Below are 16594 nucleotides of genomic sequence, written 5' to 3' on the forward strand. Positions count from 1 at the left end.
AACTTCTACTTTATATTATTTGAATTTTTTTGAGCCAGCATCCATTCATATAATTTTGGATTGGAATACGCAGAATCCCACGAGTTGTGATTATCATCCGGAAAAATGGTGAGCTCGATGTTTTTATTTACTTTTTTGATCGCCTGATAGATTTCTATTGCATTCATCGGAGACACAACATCATCATTGGCGCCATGAAAAATTTTCATGGGTAAATCTTTGTACTGGGTAGCCCGCACTTTCATCAAACGGTCGACCGGCGGACAAACCGCTGCGACTGCCGAAAACAATTCCGGATGTTCCATAGCAAGCTTCAATGAACCCCAACCTCCCATCGAAAGTCCTGTAAGCATGATTCTGGATTCATCGATTTTATATTTCTGCTGAATTTCTTTAATAAGATGATAAAGGGTTTCCGTGTCCCACCAAACTCCGTCGGGACATTGCGGCGCCAGAATCGCAACCGGTTCTTCGATTAAATTTCTGTAGTTGAAAGGCCCGTTGGCTTTTACTTTTTCGAGATCAGTTCCGCGTTCGCCGGAACCGTGAAGAAAAACCATGAGCGGAACTTTGCCTTTTGTATCTTTCGGATAATCTAAGATATAGGAGATTTTCTGAATCTTTTTTGATTCTTTAATCATCTCAGCTTTAATTTCCTGACCTTTAAGATTAAGAGCAAAGCAACACGAAACCGTAAACAGACATGTTAACAATATTTTCATTAAAAATTATATTTTGTGGATTTGAAATCGAGTTTCCTGAGACCGTTTTTAATTTCCGGAGCGTTCATGAATAATTTCCAAAGCAATCCGGTTCTGTAATTTTCGATCATGGGTGCAATGGTTCCCTGATCGATGGCCAGATATCTCGGTGTAAACCAATTGCCGTAGTGGATTGAAGTAGCATCATAAGGCCCTGCTGTACCTATAAACTCAGGTTTTTCTGTGTAGAGAAATCTTAAAACATTCATTGATTCTTTCGGAGTGTACGGAAAACTGCTGAGTGCCGCGGTTGGCGTAACAACACCGCGATCATTCTTTGGATTATGGGCATCGTAACCCACTGTACCATCCTGATTTCGGGTATAACTCGCGGTGAATCCCCAATAATTTGGGCCATAACCTTTCCATTGCTTAGGATTTTCGACACTGTAACTGTACTGAATCATGGCGTGGCTGCGGTTCAGATCAAAATAATTTTTCACCAATCTGTCGGATAATCCTGTAGGATCGAGGCCGAGGTAAGAATAATGCGCCCAAAACATCGGCCCGCCATATTCTTCGGCTCCGTTATGTTTTACGTAAAGCGGATAACCATATTTCTCTGCCGTGGTAGTATAAGTTCCGTTTCTAGTCCAGCCTTTGTAGAAAGTTTCGGCATCAATGGGATAAGTTGGTGAGGAAGCTGCGAGGATGTAAGTGACTAAAGTCTCATCGTAACCCTGAAGTTTATGATTCATTTCCCAGCCGTTTATGGGCGACCAATGCCAGTACAAAACTTTTTCGCCGCCTTTGGTATACCAGTTCCATTCTACCCCTTTCCAAAGTTCATCCATTTTTTTCGCCAGTTCTTTTTCTTCGGCATTACCATTTTTGAAATATTCGCGAACGGTGATAATTCCTTCAACAAGAAACGCGGTTTCTACAATGTCGCCACCGTTATCTTTTTTCCCGAAAGAAACTGTTTTTCCGGTCTCACCATCAAGCCAATGTGGCCAGGCGCCGTGATGTCTGTCGGCTTTCGCTAAAAAATCCGCGATATGAGCTAACCGCTTTACTGCTTCATTTCTTGGGATGAAACCTCTCTCGATTCCTACAAGAATCGTCATTAAGCCAAAACCTGAGCCTCCTGTTGTTACAACCTTGGCATCATTCTGCGGATAGAAATCTTCGTGATAACGTTCTCTACCCATTAGTGAGTTAGGCTCCGCAAAATCCCAGAAATATTTAAGGGCATCCTGCTGTACTCGATCCATAAGTGGGTCATCAGTAAATTTCTGCATGCTTTCCGGTTCCGCAGCTACTTTCTGTAAATTGGTACAGGAATTTAAAAGTGTCAAAGCCAAAACAGAAAGTGTGAATATCTTCTTCATTTTTAATTTTTGTTTTTAAAATCCATGCTGTGTTGAATGAAATCCTAATTTTATTAAGCCTGATCTGATGTCGGGTGCATTCATAAACAGATTCCAGAGAAATGCGGATTTTTGGTTTTCGATCATCGGATTAATTGGGCCCTGATCAATCGCGAGGTATCTTGGAGTTACCCAATTGTAGTGCAGCGAATATGCATCGTAAGGTCCCGCAACACCAATTAATTTTGAATAATTTTCGTTATAAAGAAACCTTAAATAATTCATACTTTCCGTTGGTGTGTAAGGAAAGTTAGAGATTGCTGCTGTTGGCGAAATTACTCCCAAATCGTTGTTAGGCTGATGTGCCGCATAACCTGTAGTTCCGTCTGCATTTCTGCTGTAGCTGGCAGTTAATCCCCAGTTTCTTGCAGAATAACCATTCCAGCCTTTTGGATTTGCAATGCTGTACTGGTACATAATTTTAGCATGATTTGCAGTAACATCTCCATAATTTACATATTCATCTGAAAGACCTCGCGGATCTAATCCCAAAAACGAATAGTGCGACCAAAACATAGGGCCAACATTTCCGTTTGCGCCGTTATGATTTACCACCACAGGAATTCCATACTGTGAGGATGAATTTTTTATGCCGCCATTTCTCGCCCAACCCTGCTGATATACTGATTTTTGGATGGCGAAAGTTGGTGAAGCTGCTGCTAAAATATAAGTAATTAAAGTTTCATCAAAACCCTGAAGTTTATGATTCATCTGAAAATTGTAATTGGGTGACCAATGCCAGTAAAGCACATTCTGCCCCTGGGTGTACCAGTTCCATTCAACTTCTTTCCAGAGTTGATCAGCTTTCTGGGAAAGGCCGATCTCAGTTGTATCGGTGGAGTTTTTAAAATATTCTCTCACACAAATTAAACCCTGAACAAGAAAAGCTGTTTCCACCAAATCTCCCCCATTATCCATCGTACTGAAAGGAATTACATCTCCTGAAGTTCCGCTGATCCAGTGAGACCAGGCGCCATGAAAGCGGTCAGCATTTTGAAGAAAATTTAGTGCCGTGGAAATTCGGGCAATTGCTTCTGCACGTGGAACGTATCCATTCTTAATACCCACAAGAAGCGTCATTAGTCCAAATCCTGAACCGCCCGTTGATACAATAGTAGCATCTAATCCCGGATTATCGGTATGATATCTTTCGCGGGCTAATTTAGAATTGGATTCTGCGAAATCCCAAAAATATTTCAGGGCATCTTTTTGAACCATTTCTACAATTTGCGTATCGGTGTAGGCTGTAGGTGCTGGTGGATTAACTGGTGGATCCACAACCATTGGAGTACGCTCATTAGAACAGCTGCCATAACTTAGGAGTATGGCAGCTGCAAAAGAAAAACTTATTTTCCTAAAGAATATCATTTATTTTTTCTTAATGAATAATGCCTGTACTTCAGCTGGTGTAAGTGCAGTAGAATACATTCTGAACTGGTCGATACCTCCGGTCCATGAATTTTTCAACCAGTCATCTGCACCGCTTGCGATTTGTTCCGGAGTAAATTCCTGCGGACCTGCACCAATTTTTAAACCTGTAATTTTCGAAGATTCCAAAACAACATTACCATGGTTATTCCACACCGACTTAAAAGCATGTGGCTGACCATCAATATACAATGTCATCGTGGAGGTAGAGCCATCGTAAACAAATGCAAGGTGATGCCACTGTCCGTCAAAAATTCCCAGTGGGCTGTTACCTCCTACCCATTCGAACCATTTTTCACCTGTTTTATCTTTTACAAAGAATTTTAGTATCGGAGTCGACACAGAACCTTCAGTAAGTAAAAACATGGAACCGCCCGACCAGTGATAACCTGAAGCAGCGGGCATGCTGAAAATATGATCTGTTTTCATCAGGCTTTTTTTAGTCCATACCGATACAGTAAAACTTCCTGCGGTTTGTGCAAAATCATTGGCACTGGAATACTTGATGTACTTATACTGTGCTCCCTGAACTGCTTTACCGGAAATTCCGTCGATGGAAGCCAGAGGATTGTCTGAAGGAAACTTAGCTTTTACACTGTCCACGGCATTCATTAAGACATTATTCGATGTACCATCAAATGCTACAAAAAACTTAAGAGGTCCTCCCGGCGCAGTGGCGTCTTTGGGGAAATCTCCCAACTCCGGGCGGTCTAAATTTTGGCACGAAAAAGTAAAAAATGCCAAGGTTAGAGTGCCAACAATATTTATAATTTTATTTTTCATATTGAATAAGATTAATAGTTAGGATTTTGTACAAGTACACCCTGTGCTTTATCGATAGCTTCCTGCGGAATTGGGAAGACTTTGTTACGGTCTGCATATCCAAATGGTGCTAATACGGTATTGGCATCTCCCCAACGTACCAGATCATAGAATCTTTCGGCTTCCATTGCAAATTCGATACGTCTTTCGTGTTTAATGGCATCACGCATTGTACCTTGATTTGATGCTGTAGTGCCAGGCAGACCAGCTCTACTCCTTACCATATTAAGATAATTTGTGGCAGTACTTATCTGTCCTAACTCGTTTGCAGCTTCGGCTGCAATCAATAAAATATCAGCATATCTGAAAAACTTTATATTCTCCCAATGGTTTTTGTTTTCAGCGTACTGTTGTCTTTCTGCAGGTAAAGTGTAGGCTTTGCCATTCCAATATTTTTGAGCTAAAGGCGGAGAGTCTGGCAAAACGAGTCCGGGAGTGTTATAAATATCAGGACCGCCCGATGTAAGAATTGTAGTTTTTTTCCTTAAATCCCCTACTTCATAAGCCGCAACTAAATTCGTGGATGGTACATTAAAGCCCCAACCCAAATCCCATGTTCCTGAACCTCTAACACCTTGGCTTTCATAATAATTATTAGAATACTTGGTCGGATAATCAAACGTTTTCTGAACTTCAAATATAGATTCAGTTGAATTGTTACCTGCTTTAGTGAATTCAGCATCGTAAGAAGGATTCAGCATATATACGCCAGAATTGATGACCTCCATCGCGTGTTCTGAGGCTTTAGCCCAATTTTTTTGAATCATATAAAGTTTAGCAAGAATTGTATTAGCCACACCTATGGTCGCACGTCCCCGGTATGCGGAAGGCCACTGAACCGGCAGTACTTCTTTCGCTGATGTAAGATCGCTTATAATTTGTGCATCTACTTCAGCAATAGAATTTTTCGGGGCAACCTCGTCTTGAGGAACATCTATCGTTTTCAAATTTACAGGTACTTCACCGAAATCTCTTCGCAGCTGAAAATAGCAGTACGCACGGATGGTTTTGGCTTCAGCAATGTTTACCAAAGTTCCCGCGGAAGTATCACCAGATGCTATTGCTGTATTAATGAGTTCGTTGGCATCATAAATTATCTTGTAATGTCCGTTCCAAAGACTTTTGATATGTCCATTTGTTGCTACATAACTGAAATTATTAAATACATTTCCGTCTGTTGCAGCATCTCCCGGATCACTCCCTTTTTCATTGTCATCGGCACGGATACTGTGAGTCCATAAATAAGTGAAATCACTTACACCACCCTGCGTTCTTAAGCTTGAATACAAGCCAAAAGCTTGAGCTTCAAACCCTCCTAATGGCACTTCGTCTCCTACAGGTCTGCCTTCCGGCTTCAAATCGAGCCAGTCATCATTACAACTCTGAAGAGAAAGACCTCCGGTGGTAAGGGTTCCTAATAAAAGGAAAATCTTTATTGAATTTATTTTCATTTTTATATTTTTAAAAAGTTGCATTGATACCTAAACTTGTTATTCTTGGATTGGGATATCCGCTGTTATTTACCCCAAACTGTGTAGCAGAACCGCCAAATTCTGGTGTAAATCCGTTTACATGATCCCATGTTTTAAGATTCTGTACATTGAAGTAAAGCTTCAGTGCCTGTAGATTGAATGCGGAAATCATTTCCTTATCGAAACTATAGCCTAGTTGTATGTTTCTAATCCTAAAGAAACTTCCGTCTTCAATCATGTAAGTGGAATTTTCTCGATTATAACCGGAAGAAGAATTACTGCGCGGCTCCCAATTCGAAGACCCCGCACCTATCCACCGTTCGATTCTTTCTTCTCTGTAATTAAAAGGTGCAAAAGAACTTCCGTTACCCCAGTTTCTAAAAACTTCGTTACCGTAGACACCATAGAAATCTGCATTCAGGTAAAAACCTTTATAATCTGTGCCTACTGAGAATCCGTAGGTAAAATCTGGAGTAGGATCACCAATTACAGTTCTATCGTCCGGTGTTATTTTACCATCACCATTTACATCACGATATTTGAAATCTCCCGGTGCCACATCTCCAATTGTAGAAGCAGGACTTCCTAAAATATCCGCGTAGGACTGATATAACCCATCAACTATATATCCGTAAAATGCACCCATCGGCAAGCCTTCTTTATAAATAGATGGTCCATAAAAAACCTGATAACCTGATTCCAGCGTGTTAAGTACTTTGGTTTTCGCTGTGGACAGATTACCATTGATGTAATAAGAAAAATTTTCACTGAAATTATCTTTCCAGCCCAAAGCGAATTCAAAACCTTTCGATTCTATTGATCCTGCATTCAGGAAAAAATTTGGATTTCCTGGAACATAGTTAAGAAGGTCTTCAGTCTTTTTATTGTAATAAGTAGCATCAAATGATAACCTGCGGTTCAGCATCATCGATTCAAATCCGAATTCATAAGATTTTAAATGTTCCCAACCCAGATCATCAGCTTCTTCCCACTGTTTTACAAAAGCAGGATACAAATTACCGTTGAATACTCCGGTACCCCCTTCAACGTAGATCGGGTAACCAAAATAGTTATACGGTGTATACTGATTTCCTAAATCACCATAAGATCCCTTCACTTTAAAATAATTCAGAAAATCAATTTCCTTCATAAAGTTTTCGCGGGTTACTTCCCATGCTGCACCTACCGACCAGAACCAATCGAAGCGGTTTCCTGGTGCTAAAGCAGAAGAACCGTCATTACGGATAGAGGCATTCAGCAAATATTTATTAGAAAAATTATAAAGCATTCTTCCGAAATAGGAAACGTTTCTGGTTTTGTACTGGCCACTGTTTACACTTTTGGTTGTAGAGTCAACAAAATCGGTATTCATATACCAAAATCTGGGATTATTTGGTATCTGTCCTAGTGGGTTAGATAAACTACTTCTTGCGCTGGCAGACATTTCGGTATATTCTCTGCTGGTAGTTTCAAAACCAGCTAAAAGCGTTAAATCATGTTCACCCAATCGGTTTTTATAAGTCAGTAACTGGTTTTGTTGAAAACTGATATCGCGATTTTCGAACTGATTAATGCTGGTTAACAACCTGCCGGAATAAGGTGCTGAAGTGTTACTCTCGGTAATGTAAACATCAAAAATTGGTGAGTACCCCCGGCCATTTCCATTTCTGTAGGTTACAAAATAGTTTGATCTGAAGGTAAAATGATCAAAGAAATCGAATTCCAGATAAGCATTTGGGTTGAATTGGAAATCTTTGTTGAGCTGCGTATATCGGTGTCCTTCAACTAAAGCCAATGGATTGCCTATCTGTGCAGCTCCGATCTGCTGCGGCAGCGAATTATATAGGCCATAATAATCCCCAGGAATCATATTTATGGGGGTTACAACCGGTGTAGCGTTCAGCGCTGAACCAAAGTTCCTTAGCTGTGGCAATTTAGCATAAGAACCTGTTAACCCCATTCCTACCCTAAAACTGTTGCTTATTTTTAAGTCATCATTGAATTTAAATGTAAGTCGAGAATAATCTTCATATTTTATCGATCCCTCTTCGCTGTGATAGCCGAACGAAAAACTTACGCGGTTTTTATCGCCTCCATTCGACATTGTTACACTGTGCTGGTTGATGATGCCACCATTTTTTTTAATGACATCGATCCAGTTAGTGTCTGCGTTAAAAAGACTGAAATCGTAGGGACTAAGCCCCTGACTCATCAAATCTTCATTAAACAAGATCCTGAACTGCTCCGCATTGGTTAAGTCCGGCCGGTTATCAAGTGATTTCACACCTAATGACGAATTGAAACTAATCGAAGTTCTGCCGGATTTTGCTCTTTTCGTTGTTACGATAATAGCTCCATTCGCTCCTCGGTTACCGAAGATAGCTAGAGATGAGGGATCTTTCAGGACTTCGATCGATTCTATATCAGCCGGATTAAGAAAATCGATGTTGTTTGCGAAAACGCCATCAACAATATAAACAGGCTGTGTCTGGTTAATGGTTACAGTCCCCCTGATTCTAACATCTGCTTGTGATCCAGGTTGACCTGAATTTACCACCGACAGACCGGCAACTTTACCTTGTAGCGAATTCACTGGGTTGGAAGCAGGCTTATCATTTACCTCTTCACCAACAACCCGAGTAATGGATCCTGTAAGATCACGCTTTTTCGCCGTACCATACCCAATCATCACTACCTCTTCAATCTTTTGTTCCTTAACCACGGTATCCCGTGGAATTTCCTGTGCATTTACATTCATTCCGAAGTAAAATACCGCAATTAAACAAGGAAATTTTAAATTACTGTGTTTCATATAGTAGGTTTTGTTTTGTAAAAATGTGTGTAGCAGATCACCTCGCGAGTTTATTATCTCAAAGTTAGAAAATATATTTAAAATTTGTTATCCTTGTCATAATATTTTTCAAAAATTGTTAATTAACGTTAACCTAACTTAGTAATTTTGTTTGGCTTAATATTTGAAAATGATTGCATTATCATTAATTTTAATATCATGAGAAGAAATACAATATTAGTGGCAACTATGGCAGTTGCAACATTAGGAACAACCACCCAGTCTTGTTTGGCTTTGGCAACTTCAAGCGTAGGGTTGGCTGTTCTGAAACAGATACTTCTGGGAGGAATTACAAAAGGGCTCAATATTTTTAGCGATAAAGATAGCTTTATGGCTAACCAACTCATCGATGCTGCATTGCCTCAACAATTGAAAGATCTTAATAGTACTTTGCAGAAATTAGGATTGAACAGCCTTGTTCAGAAAGAGAAACAATATATTGCTCAGGCTGCTGCATTTACAGTAGATGTGTCGAGACCGATTTTAGTAAATGCGGTTAACAGTTTAACTGCAGAAGATGCGGCCAGAATCGTACAGGGAGGAAGTGGCGCCGCAACTCAAATCCTGAAAGAAAGAACATCAGCGCAACTTATGGCCGCCATAGCACCAAAAGTTGACGCTAAACTGAATGAATTCGGGTTGGTGAGTTCATTAAATTCAGCATTGCAGGGATCAAATATATTAGGAAACATTCTTGGTGGGCAAAATTCCACCAATTCACTCACCGGAGGAATCAGTAGATTTGCCTCGCAGCAGATGGTAAACGGATTGTTCAACATCATCGAAAACCATGAGCAGCAAAATGCAACGACGATTATGAACTCCCTGAATGGCACGAAATAAGGAAATAATCCTTAATTTTGAATTCCGGTTTGTCCGGAATTTTTTTTAACCTCAAAATTACAACGAGATGATTAATATAGTTGACAATCAGGAAAATTTGAACCCAGAGGATTTCTATACCTCACTGAAAGAAAAACTCGAGGCTACACACGACTTTCCTCAGGATTATCTTTTCAAATTTATAATCACCAACGAAGAATCGAAACAAACTGAAATTTACAGGGTTTTCGACAACGTGAAATACACCCTTTCAACCAAAGACAGCAAAAACGGAAAATATACTTCATTAACAATGAACGCATTTGTTTTGGATGCAGACCAGGTCATCAGTATTTACAAGGAAGTAGGTAAAATTTCAGGCGTAATGATGCTTTAATTGGATATCATGAATGTTTTAATCACAGGCGGAACCGGATTAATCGGTAAAAAACTGGTTCAAAAACTACGGGAGCGCAATCATAACGTAAGAGTATTAACAAGGAAAAAAACCAATAATCCTGACGAATTCTACTGGAACACTGATGAAAAATTCATCGATCCCAAGGCGTTTGAAAATCTGGATTCGATCATTCATCTTGCTGGTGCAAATATCAGCCAGAAATGGACTGCTGAATATAAAAAAGAACTTTTCTCCAGCAGAATTGATACTGCGAATCTGCTTAAAGACTATTGTTTACGCCAGAACGTTCGGCTCAATTCATTTATCTCTGCTTCGGGAATTAACTATTACGGCACTTTTACTTCGGAAGAGATTTTAAAAGAAAGTGACGGAATTTTAAAACAAGATTTCCTTGCTAAACTTTGCGACGAATGGGAAAATGCTGCTGAAAATTTTTCATATTCCATTTCCCACAGAACTGTTTGTTTACGCACCGCAATGGTTCTGGCAAAAAATGGCGGTGCTTTTCCGATGCTGAAGAAAACGGTAGATTTTAATATCGGTTCCGCAGTGGGCTCAGGAAATCAATGGATGAACTGGATTCACGAAGATGATTTGGTAAATATGTACATTTTCGTTCTGGAAAACCCGGAAATCGAGGGAAAATTCAATGCAGTTGCTGATGAAGTACCGAACAACGAAGATTTCATGAAATCACTGGCAAAAACCTCTGGAAAGCTCTTTCTTCCGGTAAATGTTCCTTCGTTTGTTATGAAAATGGCTTTCGGGGAGATGAGTTCTATTATTTTGGAAGGCACCCGTGCATCCAACAAAAAAATCAAATCGCTGGGATTTGATTTTAAGTTTTCAACGCCTGAACAAGCGTTTGAAGATTTAATAAAATAGCCTGAATTATTTTTCAATAAAAAACCTTACATTTTCGATAGGTCTCCCGACCATTGCTACAGAACCTTTAATAAGAATTGGCCTCTGGATTAGCGAAGGATTTTCAACCAAGATTTTTATCCATTCGTCTTCACTGAAATCTTTCCCCATATAGCGTTCCTGATAAAGCCTGTCGTTTTTCCTTATAAGTCCCTGTACATCGGTGTTAAGCTTTTTCAGAAGCGTTTTAAGTTCCAGTTCGGTTAAGGGTGTTTCTATGAAATCGATAATTTCAAAAGGTACGTTATTCTCATCCAAATGTTCCAGAATCGCTCTCGATTTAGAACACGTATTGTTGTGAAGTACTTTAATCATTGGTGGTTGAGTTGAAGGTTATAATATTTTTACATTCATCTCATGCCCTAAATCTAGAAAAGTCCGTGCATCTGGTTTTCAATTCTTTCCAGAATATAACCAAAATCTTCGGGCCTTTCCACGAAATCTAAATCATCAACTTCGATCACGAGAAGTTTACCCTCGTTGTAGGTCGATATCCATTTTTCGTACTTCTGGTTAAGCTTAGAAAGGTATTCGATAGAAATTGTAGCTTCGTAATCTCGGCCTCTTTTATAAATTTTCTTTACCAGATTCGGAACATCAGACTTCAGATAAATCAGCAAATCCGGTGCCGAAACGAAACTTTTCATCAGATTAAATACTGACGTATAATTATTGAAATCCCGATCCGATAAAAGATTCATATCATACAGGTTTTCGGCGAAAATATGGGCATCTTCGTAAATCGTACGGTCCTGAACAATGTTTTTACCACTTTCGCGGATTTCTTTCACCTGGCGGAAACGGCTTCCTAAAAAATAAATCTGCAGGGCAAAACTCCACTTGCTCATATCTGCATAAAAATCCTCTAAATACGGATTATGATCTACATCTTCGAACTGTGCGTCCCAACCGTAATGTTTGGACAGCATGGTTGTTAAAGTTGTTTTTCCCGCGCCTATGTTTCCTGTAACCGCAATGTGCATTGTTAAAAATTAAATGATTAAAAAATGAACCGAAACGACTGAAAGTCTCCCTTCAGAACCTTATTTATTGAGCGGGTAAAGATAAAGTTTGTTGGCGCTGATTACAAAATAAGCGGCAGAGTTTTTATCCACAATCTGCGAATTTTCAGCATTGAAAATTATTCTCAACATACGGTCCTGCAGAAAATGAATGGTGTTTTTTCCGATGACCAAAATATTCCCGTTTTCGCGTCTTAGGCGTTTGCCTTCAGTGAGAGGAAATTCAAACATTTTATTTCCGTTGAAATTATAAACTGCCAATTGCGTTTTTGTAAGCAAATAAACCTGACTGTTAAAAACCAGAAAGTCTGTTACGTTTTCAAAATCGATATCAAAAGGATAGGAATTGATGATTTTATCTTCGCGGAAATTATACTGGATGAGGCGTTTTGTACTTTCATCGAGCAACCACATCTGCAGCAAATCTTCGGCATAAACCATTTTTATAAAACCAAATTTCTGCCGGAAATTAACTGTTTGTATCTCATTAAGATTCTGATCGTAAAATTTAAGTTCCTGTGCATTTTCGGAGAAAGACGCAATGCTTAAAGGATTCTGTACAGACTGTATTTTAAACGGCAGCGTAAGCATCAGTTTTCCTTTCTGCTGGCCAAGCGAATCATATTTTGTAAAACTGAAATCTTTGTTTTTGTAAACATAAATATTGCCGTAATCGTCAACCAGCAAATCTTTTGCATCTTTCAGTTTTATAGAATCAAAAGCCAGATTTTGCTGGGCAGAAACCGCGCAGAAAACAAAGAAAAATATGAAACGAAGTGATTTCAAAAAAAAGTGATTTTTCAAATTTAAATATAAATGACGTTCGGCGAACGTCATTTTCGATATTAAGTTTTCAGTTTACTTGATGGAAACTTCGTAAATTTTATTCCAGTATTTGCCGGTAACCAACATATTATCACCTTTGAAAGCAATGCCGTTCAAAACATCATCTGAATTTGTGGTATGAAGTTTTGCAATTTCAGTAAAATCGAATTTCCCAACGACTTCACCGTTTGCAGGATTTATTTTAAGAATAATGGGCTTCTGCCACACATTGGCGTAAATAAAACCTTTGTGATATTCCAGTTCATTGAGCTGGTCGTACGCTTCGGTATTTCCGGCAACAGAAATGTAACGTATAATTTTCGACGGATCTTTCACATCAAGAAAGTAAATATTCTTGGTTCCGTCGGATAATATTAAATTCTTGTTATCGTAAGTTAAGCCCCAGCCTTCGCCAATTACGTTCGGATAAACAAACTCGCTGATCAGGCTTAGGTCGCTTTTGTTATAAATGAAACCTTTTTTATTCTGCCAGGTCAGCTGATAAATTTTATCGCCAACAATGGCAGCACCTTCTGAAAAAATCTCGTCAGACTGTGGTGTCTCTACAATTGGAGTCGTGGTTCCCAATGTATATTTAAGAATTCTGGACGAACCGTTTTGTCCGTCGGATTCATAAACCGTATTTCCTTCCAGCAGAAAACCCTGCACAAAACTTTTGGGATCGTGTGGATATTCCTTCACGATCTCATAAGTAAGTTTGGCTTCCGGAGTTTTTGCAAAAACATTGATTGTGGCGTCCTGCGTAATGATTTCGCCGTTCTTCTTTTTAATATTGAAAGTTACCGCGTTATCTCCCAAAGTGAAATATTCAGGATCGATCACCAGATTTGAGGTTTCTTTATCACCAAAACTTATCGAGATGCTTTCTGCATTTTCCGTCACATCTTTCGGCAGTGCCAAAGCGTCACCAAAATGGTAGCCTTTGCTCTCCATGGAAATGTTGTAGTCGTTTAAAGTATTGAGGATTTCTTTGTCTTTATTACAGGAAACCAAGATGGTAAAAGCAAAAACTGCGATAAGAGTTCTGATCTTCATGTGTGGATTTTTATTTTTTTTCAAACTGTTGATTTGAATTGAATTATTTTTCAAAAATACTGAATTTTAACAACACAAAGCGAGCCAACAGTAAATTGGCCCTTTCACAATATTTAAAATAATTATATTTGTTCGATAAAGAAATTACTTTTCATGAAAAAATCATTTTTGTTGCTCATATTGGCTTCTGCAGCGCTTTCTGCTCAAAGTTTCAGTAAACAGGATACTTTAAAAGGCTCCAATACTATGTACAGAAACTTTTGGGATGTAAAAAAGTATGAAATTTCTGTAGAACCGAATATTCAGAACAAATCGGTTTCGGGAACCAACAAAATAACCTTCGAAATCACAAAAGACATCAAAAATCCTGTTTTCCAGATTGATTTGCAGCAACCGATGCAGTATAAGATTATTGATTCTGATGAAAAACTCTGCAGCTCAAGACGCGACGGTGATTTTATCTTTATTGAAACTAAAAAAGAATACAAAAAAGGCGATACTCATTCGTTCACCATTCAGTATTACGGTAATCCCACAATTGCGAAAAATGCTCCCTGGGATGGTGGCTGGGTTTTCAAGCAGGATGATAACGGAAATCCCTTCGTAAGTGTTGCTCAGGAAGGCATCGGTACTTCGGTTTGGCTTCCGGTAAAAGACATTTGGAGCGATGAACCCGATAACGGAATTGTAATGAAAATTATAACGCCAAAAGATTTAGTTGGTGTCGGGAACGGACGGCTGATTGCGCAGACTTCAGAAAAAAACAAAAACACCTTCACCTGGGAAGTTAAAAATCCAATCAACGCCTACTCTATTGTTCCCAGCATCGGAAAGTATGTGAATTTTAAAGAAACTTACGATGGCGAAAACGGAAAACTGGATCTTGATTATTGGGTTTTAGATTACAATCTCGATAAAGCTAAGAAACAGTTTACGCAGGTAAAACCGATGATGAAAGCATTCGAATATTGGTTTGGGCCTTATCCTTTCTACGAAGATTCTTACAAACTGGTAGAAACTCCGTATCTGGGGATGGAACATCAGAGCAATGTAGCCTATGGAAACAAATACAAAAACGGTTATCTGGGCAGAGATTTATCCGGAAGCGGCGTGGGGTTGAACTGGGATTTCATTATTATTCACGAAACGGGCCATGAATGGTTTGCCAATAACATCACCGCAAAAGATCAGGCTGATATGTGGGTTCACGAAGGATTCACGAGCTATTCTGAAACCCTTTTCACTGAAAATTATATGGATAAAAACTCAGCTGAAAAATACGTTCAGGGCATCCGCCTTAATATTAAAAACGACATTCCCATCATCGGCCGGTACGGCGTAAGAAATGAAGGAAGCGGCGATATGTATTACAAAGGCGCAAATATGCTGCACACCATTCGCCAGGTTATTAATGATGACGAAAAATTCAGACAGATTTTGCGCGGGTTAAACAAAGATTTTTATCACCAGACAGTAACTACACAACAGGTTGAAAATTATATTTCACAGAAATCAGGCATTGATTTCTCACCGGTTTTCAATCAGTATTTAAGAACGACTGGAATTCCGGTTTTAGAATATTCTCAAAAAGGAAATGCGTTGAAGTTCCGTTACAGCAATGTAATTGAGAAATTTTCAATGCCATTGCGTCTGAAGAGCAACCAGCTTTTAAATCCGACTTCCGCCTGGCAAACAGTTACATTAAAGGATGCCAATCCTGTGGAATTTGACGCGAATTATTATGTAAATTATTTACAGTTAAATTAAAAAGTTTCGGCGCCTGCGGCGCCGAAACTTGTTTTATACATTTTTATAATTGTTCCGAAACAATTTTAGTTCAGAAAAATCTAACTTTTAGTTACAATTCAGCATATCCGACAACATGAGTCTTTGGCTGGACGTATTGGCAGGCACCGCAACCTGATCCGAAGGTATAAAGCTCACTGAAGTCAAGTTCTCTGGAACAAATATTTTTACTGTCATTTCCCTGTAGCCATGAGGTTCGTACGCTACCCAATATCCGTCCGGATGCAGTCCCCATGTTCCGTACTGAATTGCAGATTTTTCAGGGTTAACGCCTGAGATCATGGCAAGCCTTTCAAGGTCAGCATAACTCGAAGAAGATGAACTGAAGAAATTCCGTATTTTATTTTCAGCATCCAGTGCGATCTGTACAGGCTGCGGAAGATTACTTTTAGCCTTACTCATTATATCTGCCGGTATAAAATCCAAGCCCATTTTAGATAATTTCAGTAACTGATCTTTGCTTAAAAGTCTGGCGGCAACCAGTTTACTTTCGGTATTCAGGTTTTTAAAGCTCGATTTAGCAATTACCGCCCACACCAGAGACTGAACCTGTTCCTGGGGAATATCCTGATGATTGTACCAATTTTTCACCAAAGCATTAATGATTTCTTCTTTAGGACCTTTCAGAGGAGCAAAAATGTACCCGTCGCCTTTGCTTGGTGCGTAAGTTCCGGCCTTAAGACAAAAACTTTTCAGTTGAATCTGATAATAACCTGGGGTAAGAACATAACCGGTATCCTTATTAAAAGACTCGCGGCAGAGACTTACAAAATTTTTGCCCGATGCAAATTCGGGTTGCTTTATATCCACAGTGTTACAATCTTTAAAATTGGTTGTAATAGCTTCTGTCGTGATTGCATTTACTACTTTGTCACCTGCAAAAGACATGGTTTTGTCTTTTACTTTGTCTTTAATCATGTTTAAAATCTGGGCGTTTCCCAGCGTAGCTGTAACAATGAACAGCGTGAGCATAATTTTTTTCATTTCCATGGTTTTTTGTACCACGAAATTAAG

15 protein-coding genes are annotated in these 16594 nt (G+C 39.2%); 4 read left to right on the forward strand and 11 right to left on the reverse strand.

Annotation, left to right across the window (positions count from 1 at the left end):
* Window positions 1-5: 5 nt before the first annotated feature.
* From CDW55_RS08645 to CDW55_RS08670, 6 genes are read right to left on the reverse strand one after another with little or no spacing between them, the layout of a single operon-like run.
* A complete protein-coding gene (locus tag CDW55_RS08645; protein ID WP_088469336.1) occupies window positions 6-722 on the reverse strand; it encodes a prolyl oligopeptidase family serine peptidase in 717 nt (238 codons plus the stop codon).
* Window positions 722-2092 carry a glucoamylase family protein gene (locus CDW55_RS08650; RefSeq protein WP_088469337.1) on the reverse strand — a complete coding sequence of 457 codons (1371 nt, stop codon included), beginning with the start codon at window positions 2090-2092 and terminating at the stop codon, window positions 722-724. Before CDW55_RS08650 ends, CDW55_RS08645 begins: the two co-directional genes overlap by 1 nt.
* Before the next feature lie 15 nt (window positions 2093-2107).
* Window positions 2108-3499, reverse strand: a complete 1392-nt coding sequence (locus tag CDW55_RS08655) for a glucoamylase family protein (RefSeq protein ID WP_088469338.1) — start codon at window positions 3497-3499, stop codon at window positions 2108-2110.
* Window positions 3500-4342 carry a LamG domain-containing protein gene (locus CDW55_RS08660; RefSeq protein ID WP_088469339.1) on the reverse strand — a complete coding sequence of 281 codons (843 nt, stop codon included), beginning with the start codon at window positions 4340-4342 and terminating at the stop codon, window positions 3500-3502.
* Between the two features lie 11 nt (window positions 4343-4353).
* Window positions 4354-5832 (reverse strand): RagB/SusD family nutrient uptake outer membrane protein, encoded by a 1479-nt coding sequence (locus CDW55_RS08665; RefSeq protein WP_088469565.1) that lies wholly within the window; start codon window positions 5830-5832, stop codon window positions 4354-4356.
* A gap of 10 nt (window positions 5833-5842) precedes the next feature.
* Window positions 5843-8665 carry a SusC/RagA family TonB-linked outer membrane protein gene (locus tag CDW55_RS08670; protein ID WP_088469340.1) on the reverse strand — a complete coding sequence of 941 codons (2823 nt, stop codon included), beginning with the start codon at window positions 8663-8665 and terminating at the stop codon, window positions 5843-5845.
* A gap of 198 nt (window positions 8666-8863) precedes the next feature.
* Here CDW55_RS08670 and CDW55_RS08675 point away from each other — a divergent pair, with 198 nt between their 5' ends.
* The 3 genes from CDW55_RS08675 to CDW55_RS08685 all read left to right on the forward strand — a co-directional run bounded on the left by CDW55_RS08675 (window position 8864) and on the right by CDW55_RS08685 (window position 10832).
* Window positions 8864-9547 (forward strand): DUF4197 family protein, encoded by a 684-nt coding sequence (locus tag CDW55_RS08675; protein ID WP_088469341.1) that lies wholly within the window; start codon window positions 8864-8866, stop codon window positions 9545-9547.
* A gap of 67 nt (window positions 9548-9614) precedes the next feature.
* Window positions 9615-9923 (forward strand): DUF493 domain-containing protein, encoded by a 309-nt coding sequence (locus CDW55_RS08680; protein WP_179285925.1) that lies wholly within the window; start codon window positions 9615-9617, stop codon window positions 9921-9923.
* 9 nt (window positions 9924-9932) lie between these two features.
* Entirely contained in the window at window positions 9933-10832 is a 900-nt protein-coding gene (locus tag CDW55_RS08685) for a TIGR01777 family oxidoreductase (protein ID WP_088469342.1), read from the forward strand.
* A gap of 6 nt (window positions 10833-10838) precedes the next feature.
* Here CDW55_RS08685 and CDW55_RS08690 read toward each other — a convergent pair whose 3' ends face one another.
* The 4 genes from CDW55_RS08690 to CDW55_RS08705 form a co-directional block, all read right to left on the reverse strand.
* Window positions 10839-11186 (reverse strand): ArsC/Spx/MgsR family protein, encoded by a 348-nt coding sequence (locus CDW55_RS08690; protein ID WP_088469343.1) that lies wholly within the window; start codon window positions 11184-11186, stop codon window positions 10839-10841.
* A 53-nt stretch (window positions 11187-11239) separates the two neighbouring features.
* Window positions 11240-11854 (reverse strand): deoxynucleoside kinase, encoded by a 615-nt coding sequence (locus CDW55_RS08695; RefSeq protein ID WP_088469344.1) that lies wholly within the window; start codon window positions 11852-11854, stop codon window positions 11240-11242.
* 60 nt (window positions 11855-11914) lie between these two features.
* Window positions 11915-12679 (reverse strand): hypothetical protein, encoded by a 765-nt coding sequence (locus CDW55_RS08700; RefSeq protein WP_088469567.1) that lies wholly within the window; start codon window positions 12677-12679, stop codon window positions 11915-11917.
* Window positions 12680-12751: 72 nt separating this feature from the next.
* Window positions 12752-13774, reverse strand: coding sequence for a glutaminyl-peptide cyclotransferase (locus CDW55_RS08705; protein WP_088469568.1), 1023 nt, complete (start codon window positions 13772-13774; stop codon window positions 12752-12754).
* A gap of 153 nt (window positions 13775-13927) precedes the next feature.
* Here CDW55_RS08705 and CDW55_RS08710 point away from each other — a divergent pair, with 153 nt between their 5' ends.
* Window positions 13928-15541: a M1 family metallopeptidase gene (locus CDW55_RS08710; protein ID WP_088469345.1), complete on the forward strand. Its 1614-nt coding sequence runs from the start codon at window positions 13928-13930 to the stop codon at window positions 15539-15541.
* A gap of 87 nt (window positions 15542-15628) precedes the next feature.
* Here the strand turns inward: CDW55_RS08710 and CDW55_RS08715 are convergent, their stop codons facing one another.
* Complete coding sequence (locus tag CDW55_RS08715; protein ID WP_143332949.1) at window positions 15629-16564, reverse strand: hypothetical protein; 936 nt, start codon at window positions 16562-16564, stop codon at window positions 15629-15631.
* Between the last annotated feature and the right edge of the window lie 30 nt (window positions 16565-16594).

Origin of the sequence: Chryseobacterium sp. VAUSW3, assembly GCF_002205795.1 — a bacterium.
Taxonomy (GTDB): domain Bacteria; phylum Bacteroidota; class Bacteroidia; order Flavobacteriales; family Weeksellaceae; genus Kaistella; species Kaistella yananensis.

Excerpts from the sequence above, each read along its gene's own strand:
- CDW55_RS08665 (WP_088469565.1), bottom strand. The coding sequence starts at position 5,832 with ATGAAAATAAATTCAATAAAGATTTTCCTTTTATTAGGAACCCTTACC.
- CDW55_RS08695 (WP_088469344.1), bottom strand. The coding sequence starts at position 11,854 with ATGCACATTGCGGTTACAGGAAACATAGGCGCGGGAAAAACAACTTTA.
- CDW55_RS08680 (WP_179285925.1), top strand. The coding sequence starts at position 9,615 with ATGATTAATATAGTTGACAATCAGGAAAATTTGAACCCAGAGGATTTC.
- CDW55_RS08670 (WP_088469340.1), bottom strand. The coding sequence starts at position 8,665 with ATGAAACACAGTAATTTAAAATTTCCTTGTTTAATTGCGGTATTTTAC.
- CDW55_RS08645 (WP_088469336.1), bottom strand. The coding sequence starts at position 722 with ATGAAAATATTGTTAACATGTCTGTTTACGGTTTCGTGTTGCTTTGCT.
- CDW55_RS08675 (WP_088469341.1), top strand. The coding sequence starts at position 8,864 with ATGAGAAGAAATACAATATTAGTGGCAACTATGGCAGTTGCAACATTA.
- CDW55_RS08650 (WP_088469337.1), bottom strand. The coding sequence starts at position 2,092 with ATGAAGAAGATATTCACACTTTCTGTTTTGGCTTTGACACTTTTAAAT.
- CDW55_RS08660 (WP_088469339.1), bottom strand. The coding sequence starts at position 4,342 with ATGAAAAATAAAATTATAAATATTGTTGGCACTCTAACCTTGGCATTT.
- CDW55_RS08690 (WP_088469343.1), bottom strand. The coding sequence starts at position 11,186 with ATGATTAAAGTACTTCACAACAATACGTGTTCTAAATCGAGAGCGATT.
- CDW55_RS08705 (WP_088469568.1), bottom strand. The coding sequence starts at position 13,774 with ATGAAGATCAGAACTCTTATCGCAGTTTTTGCTTTTACCATCTTGGTT.
- CDW55_RS08710 (WP_088469345.1), top strand. The coding sequence starts at position 13,928 with ATGAAAAAATCATTTTTGTTGCTCATATTGGCTTCTGCAGCGCTTTCT.
- CDW55_RS08715 (WP_143332949.1), bottom strand. The coding sequence starts at position 16,564 with ATGAAAAAAATTATGCTCACGCTGTTCATTGTTACAGCTACGCTGGGA.
- CDW55_RS08655 (WP_088469338.1), bottom strand. The coding sequence starts at position 3,499 with ATGATATTCTTTAGGAAAATAAGTTTTTCTTTTGCAGCTGCCATACTC.
- CDW55_RS08685 (WP_088469342.1), top strand. The coding sequence starts at position 9,933 with ATGAATGTTTTAATCACAGGCGGAACCGGATTAATCGGTAAAAAACTG.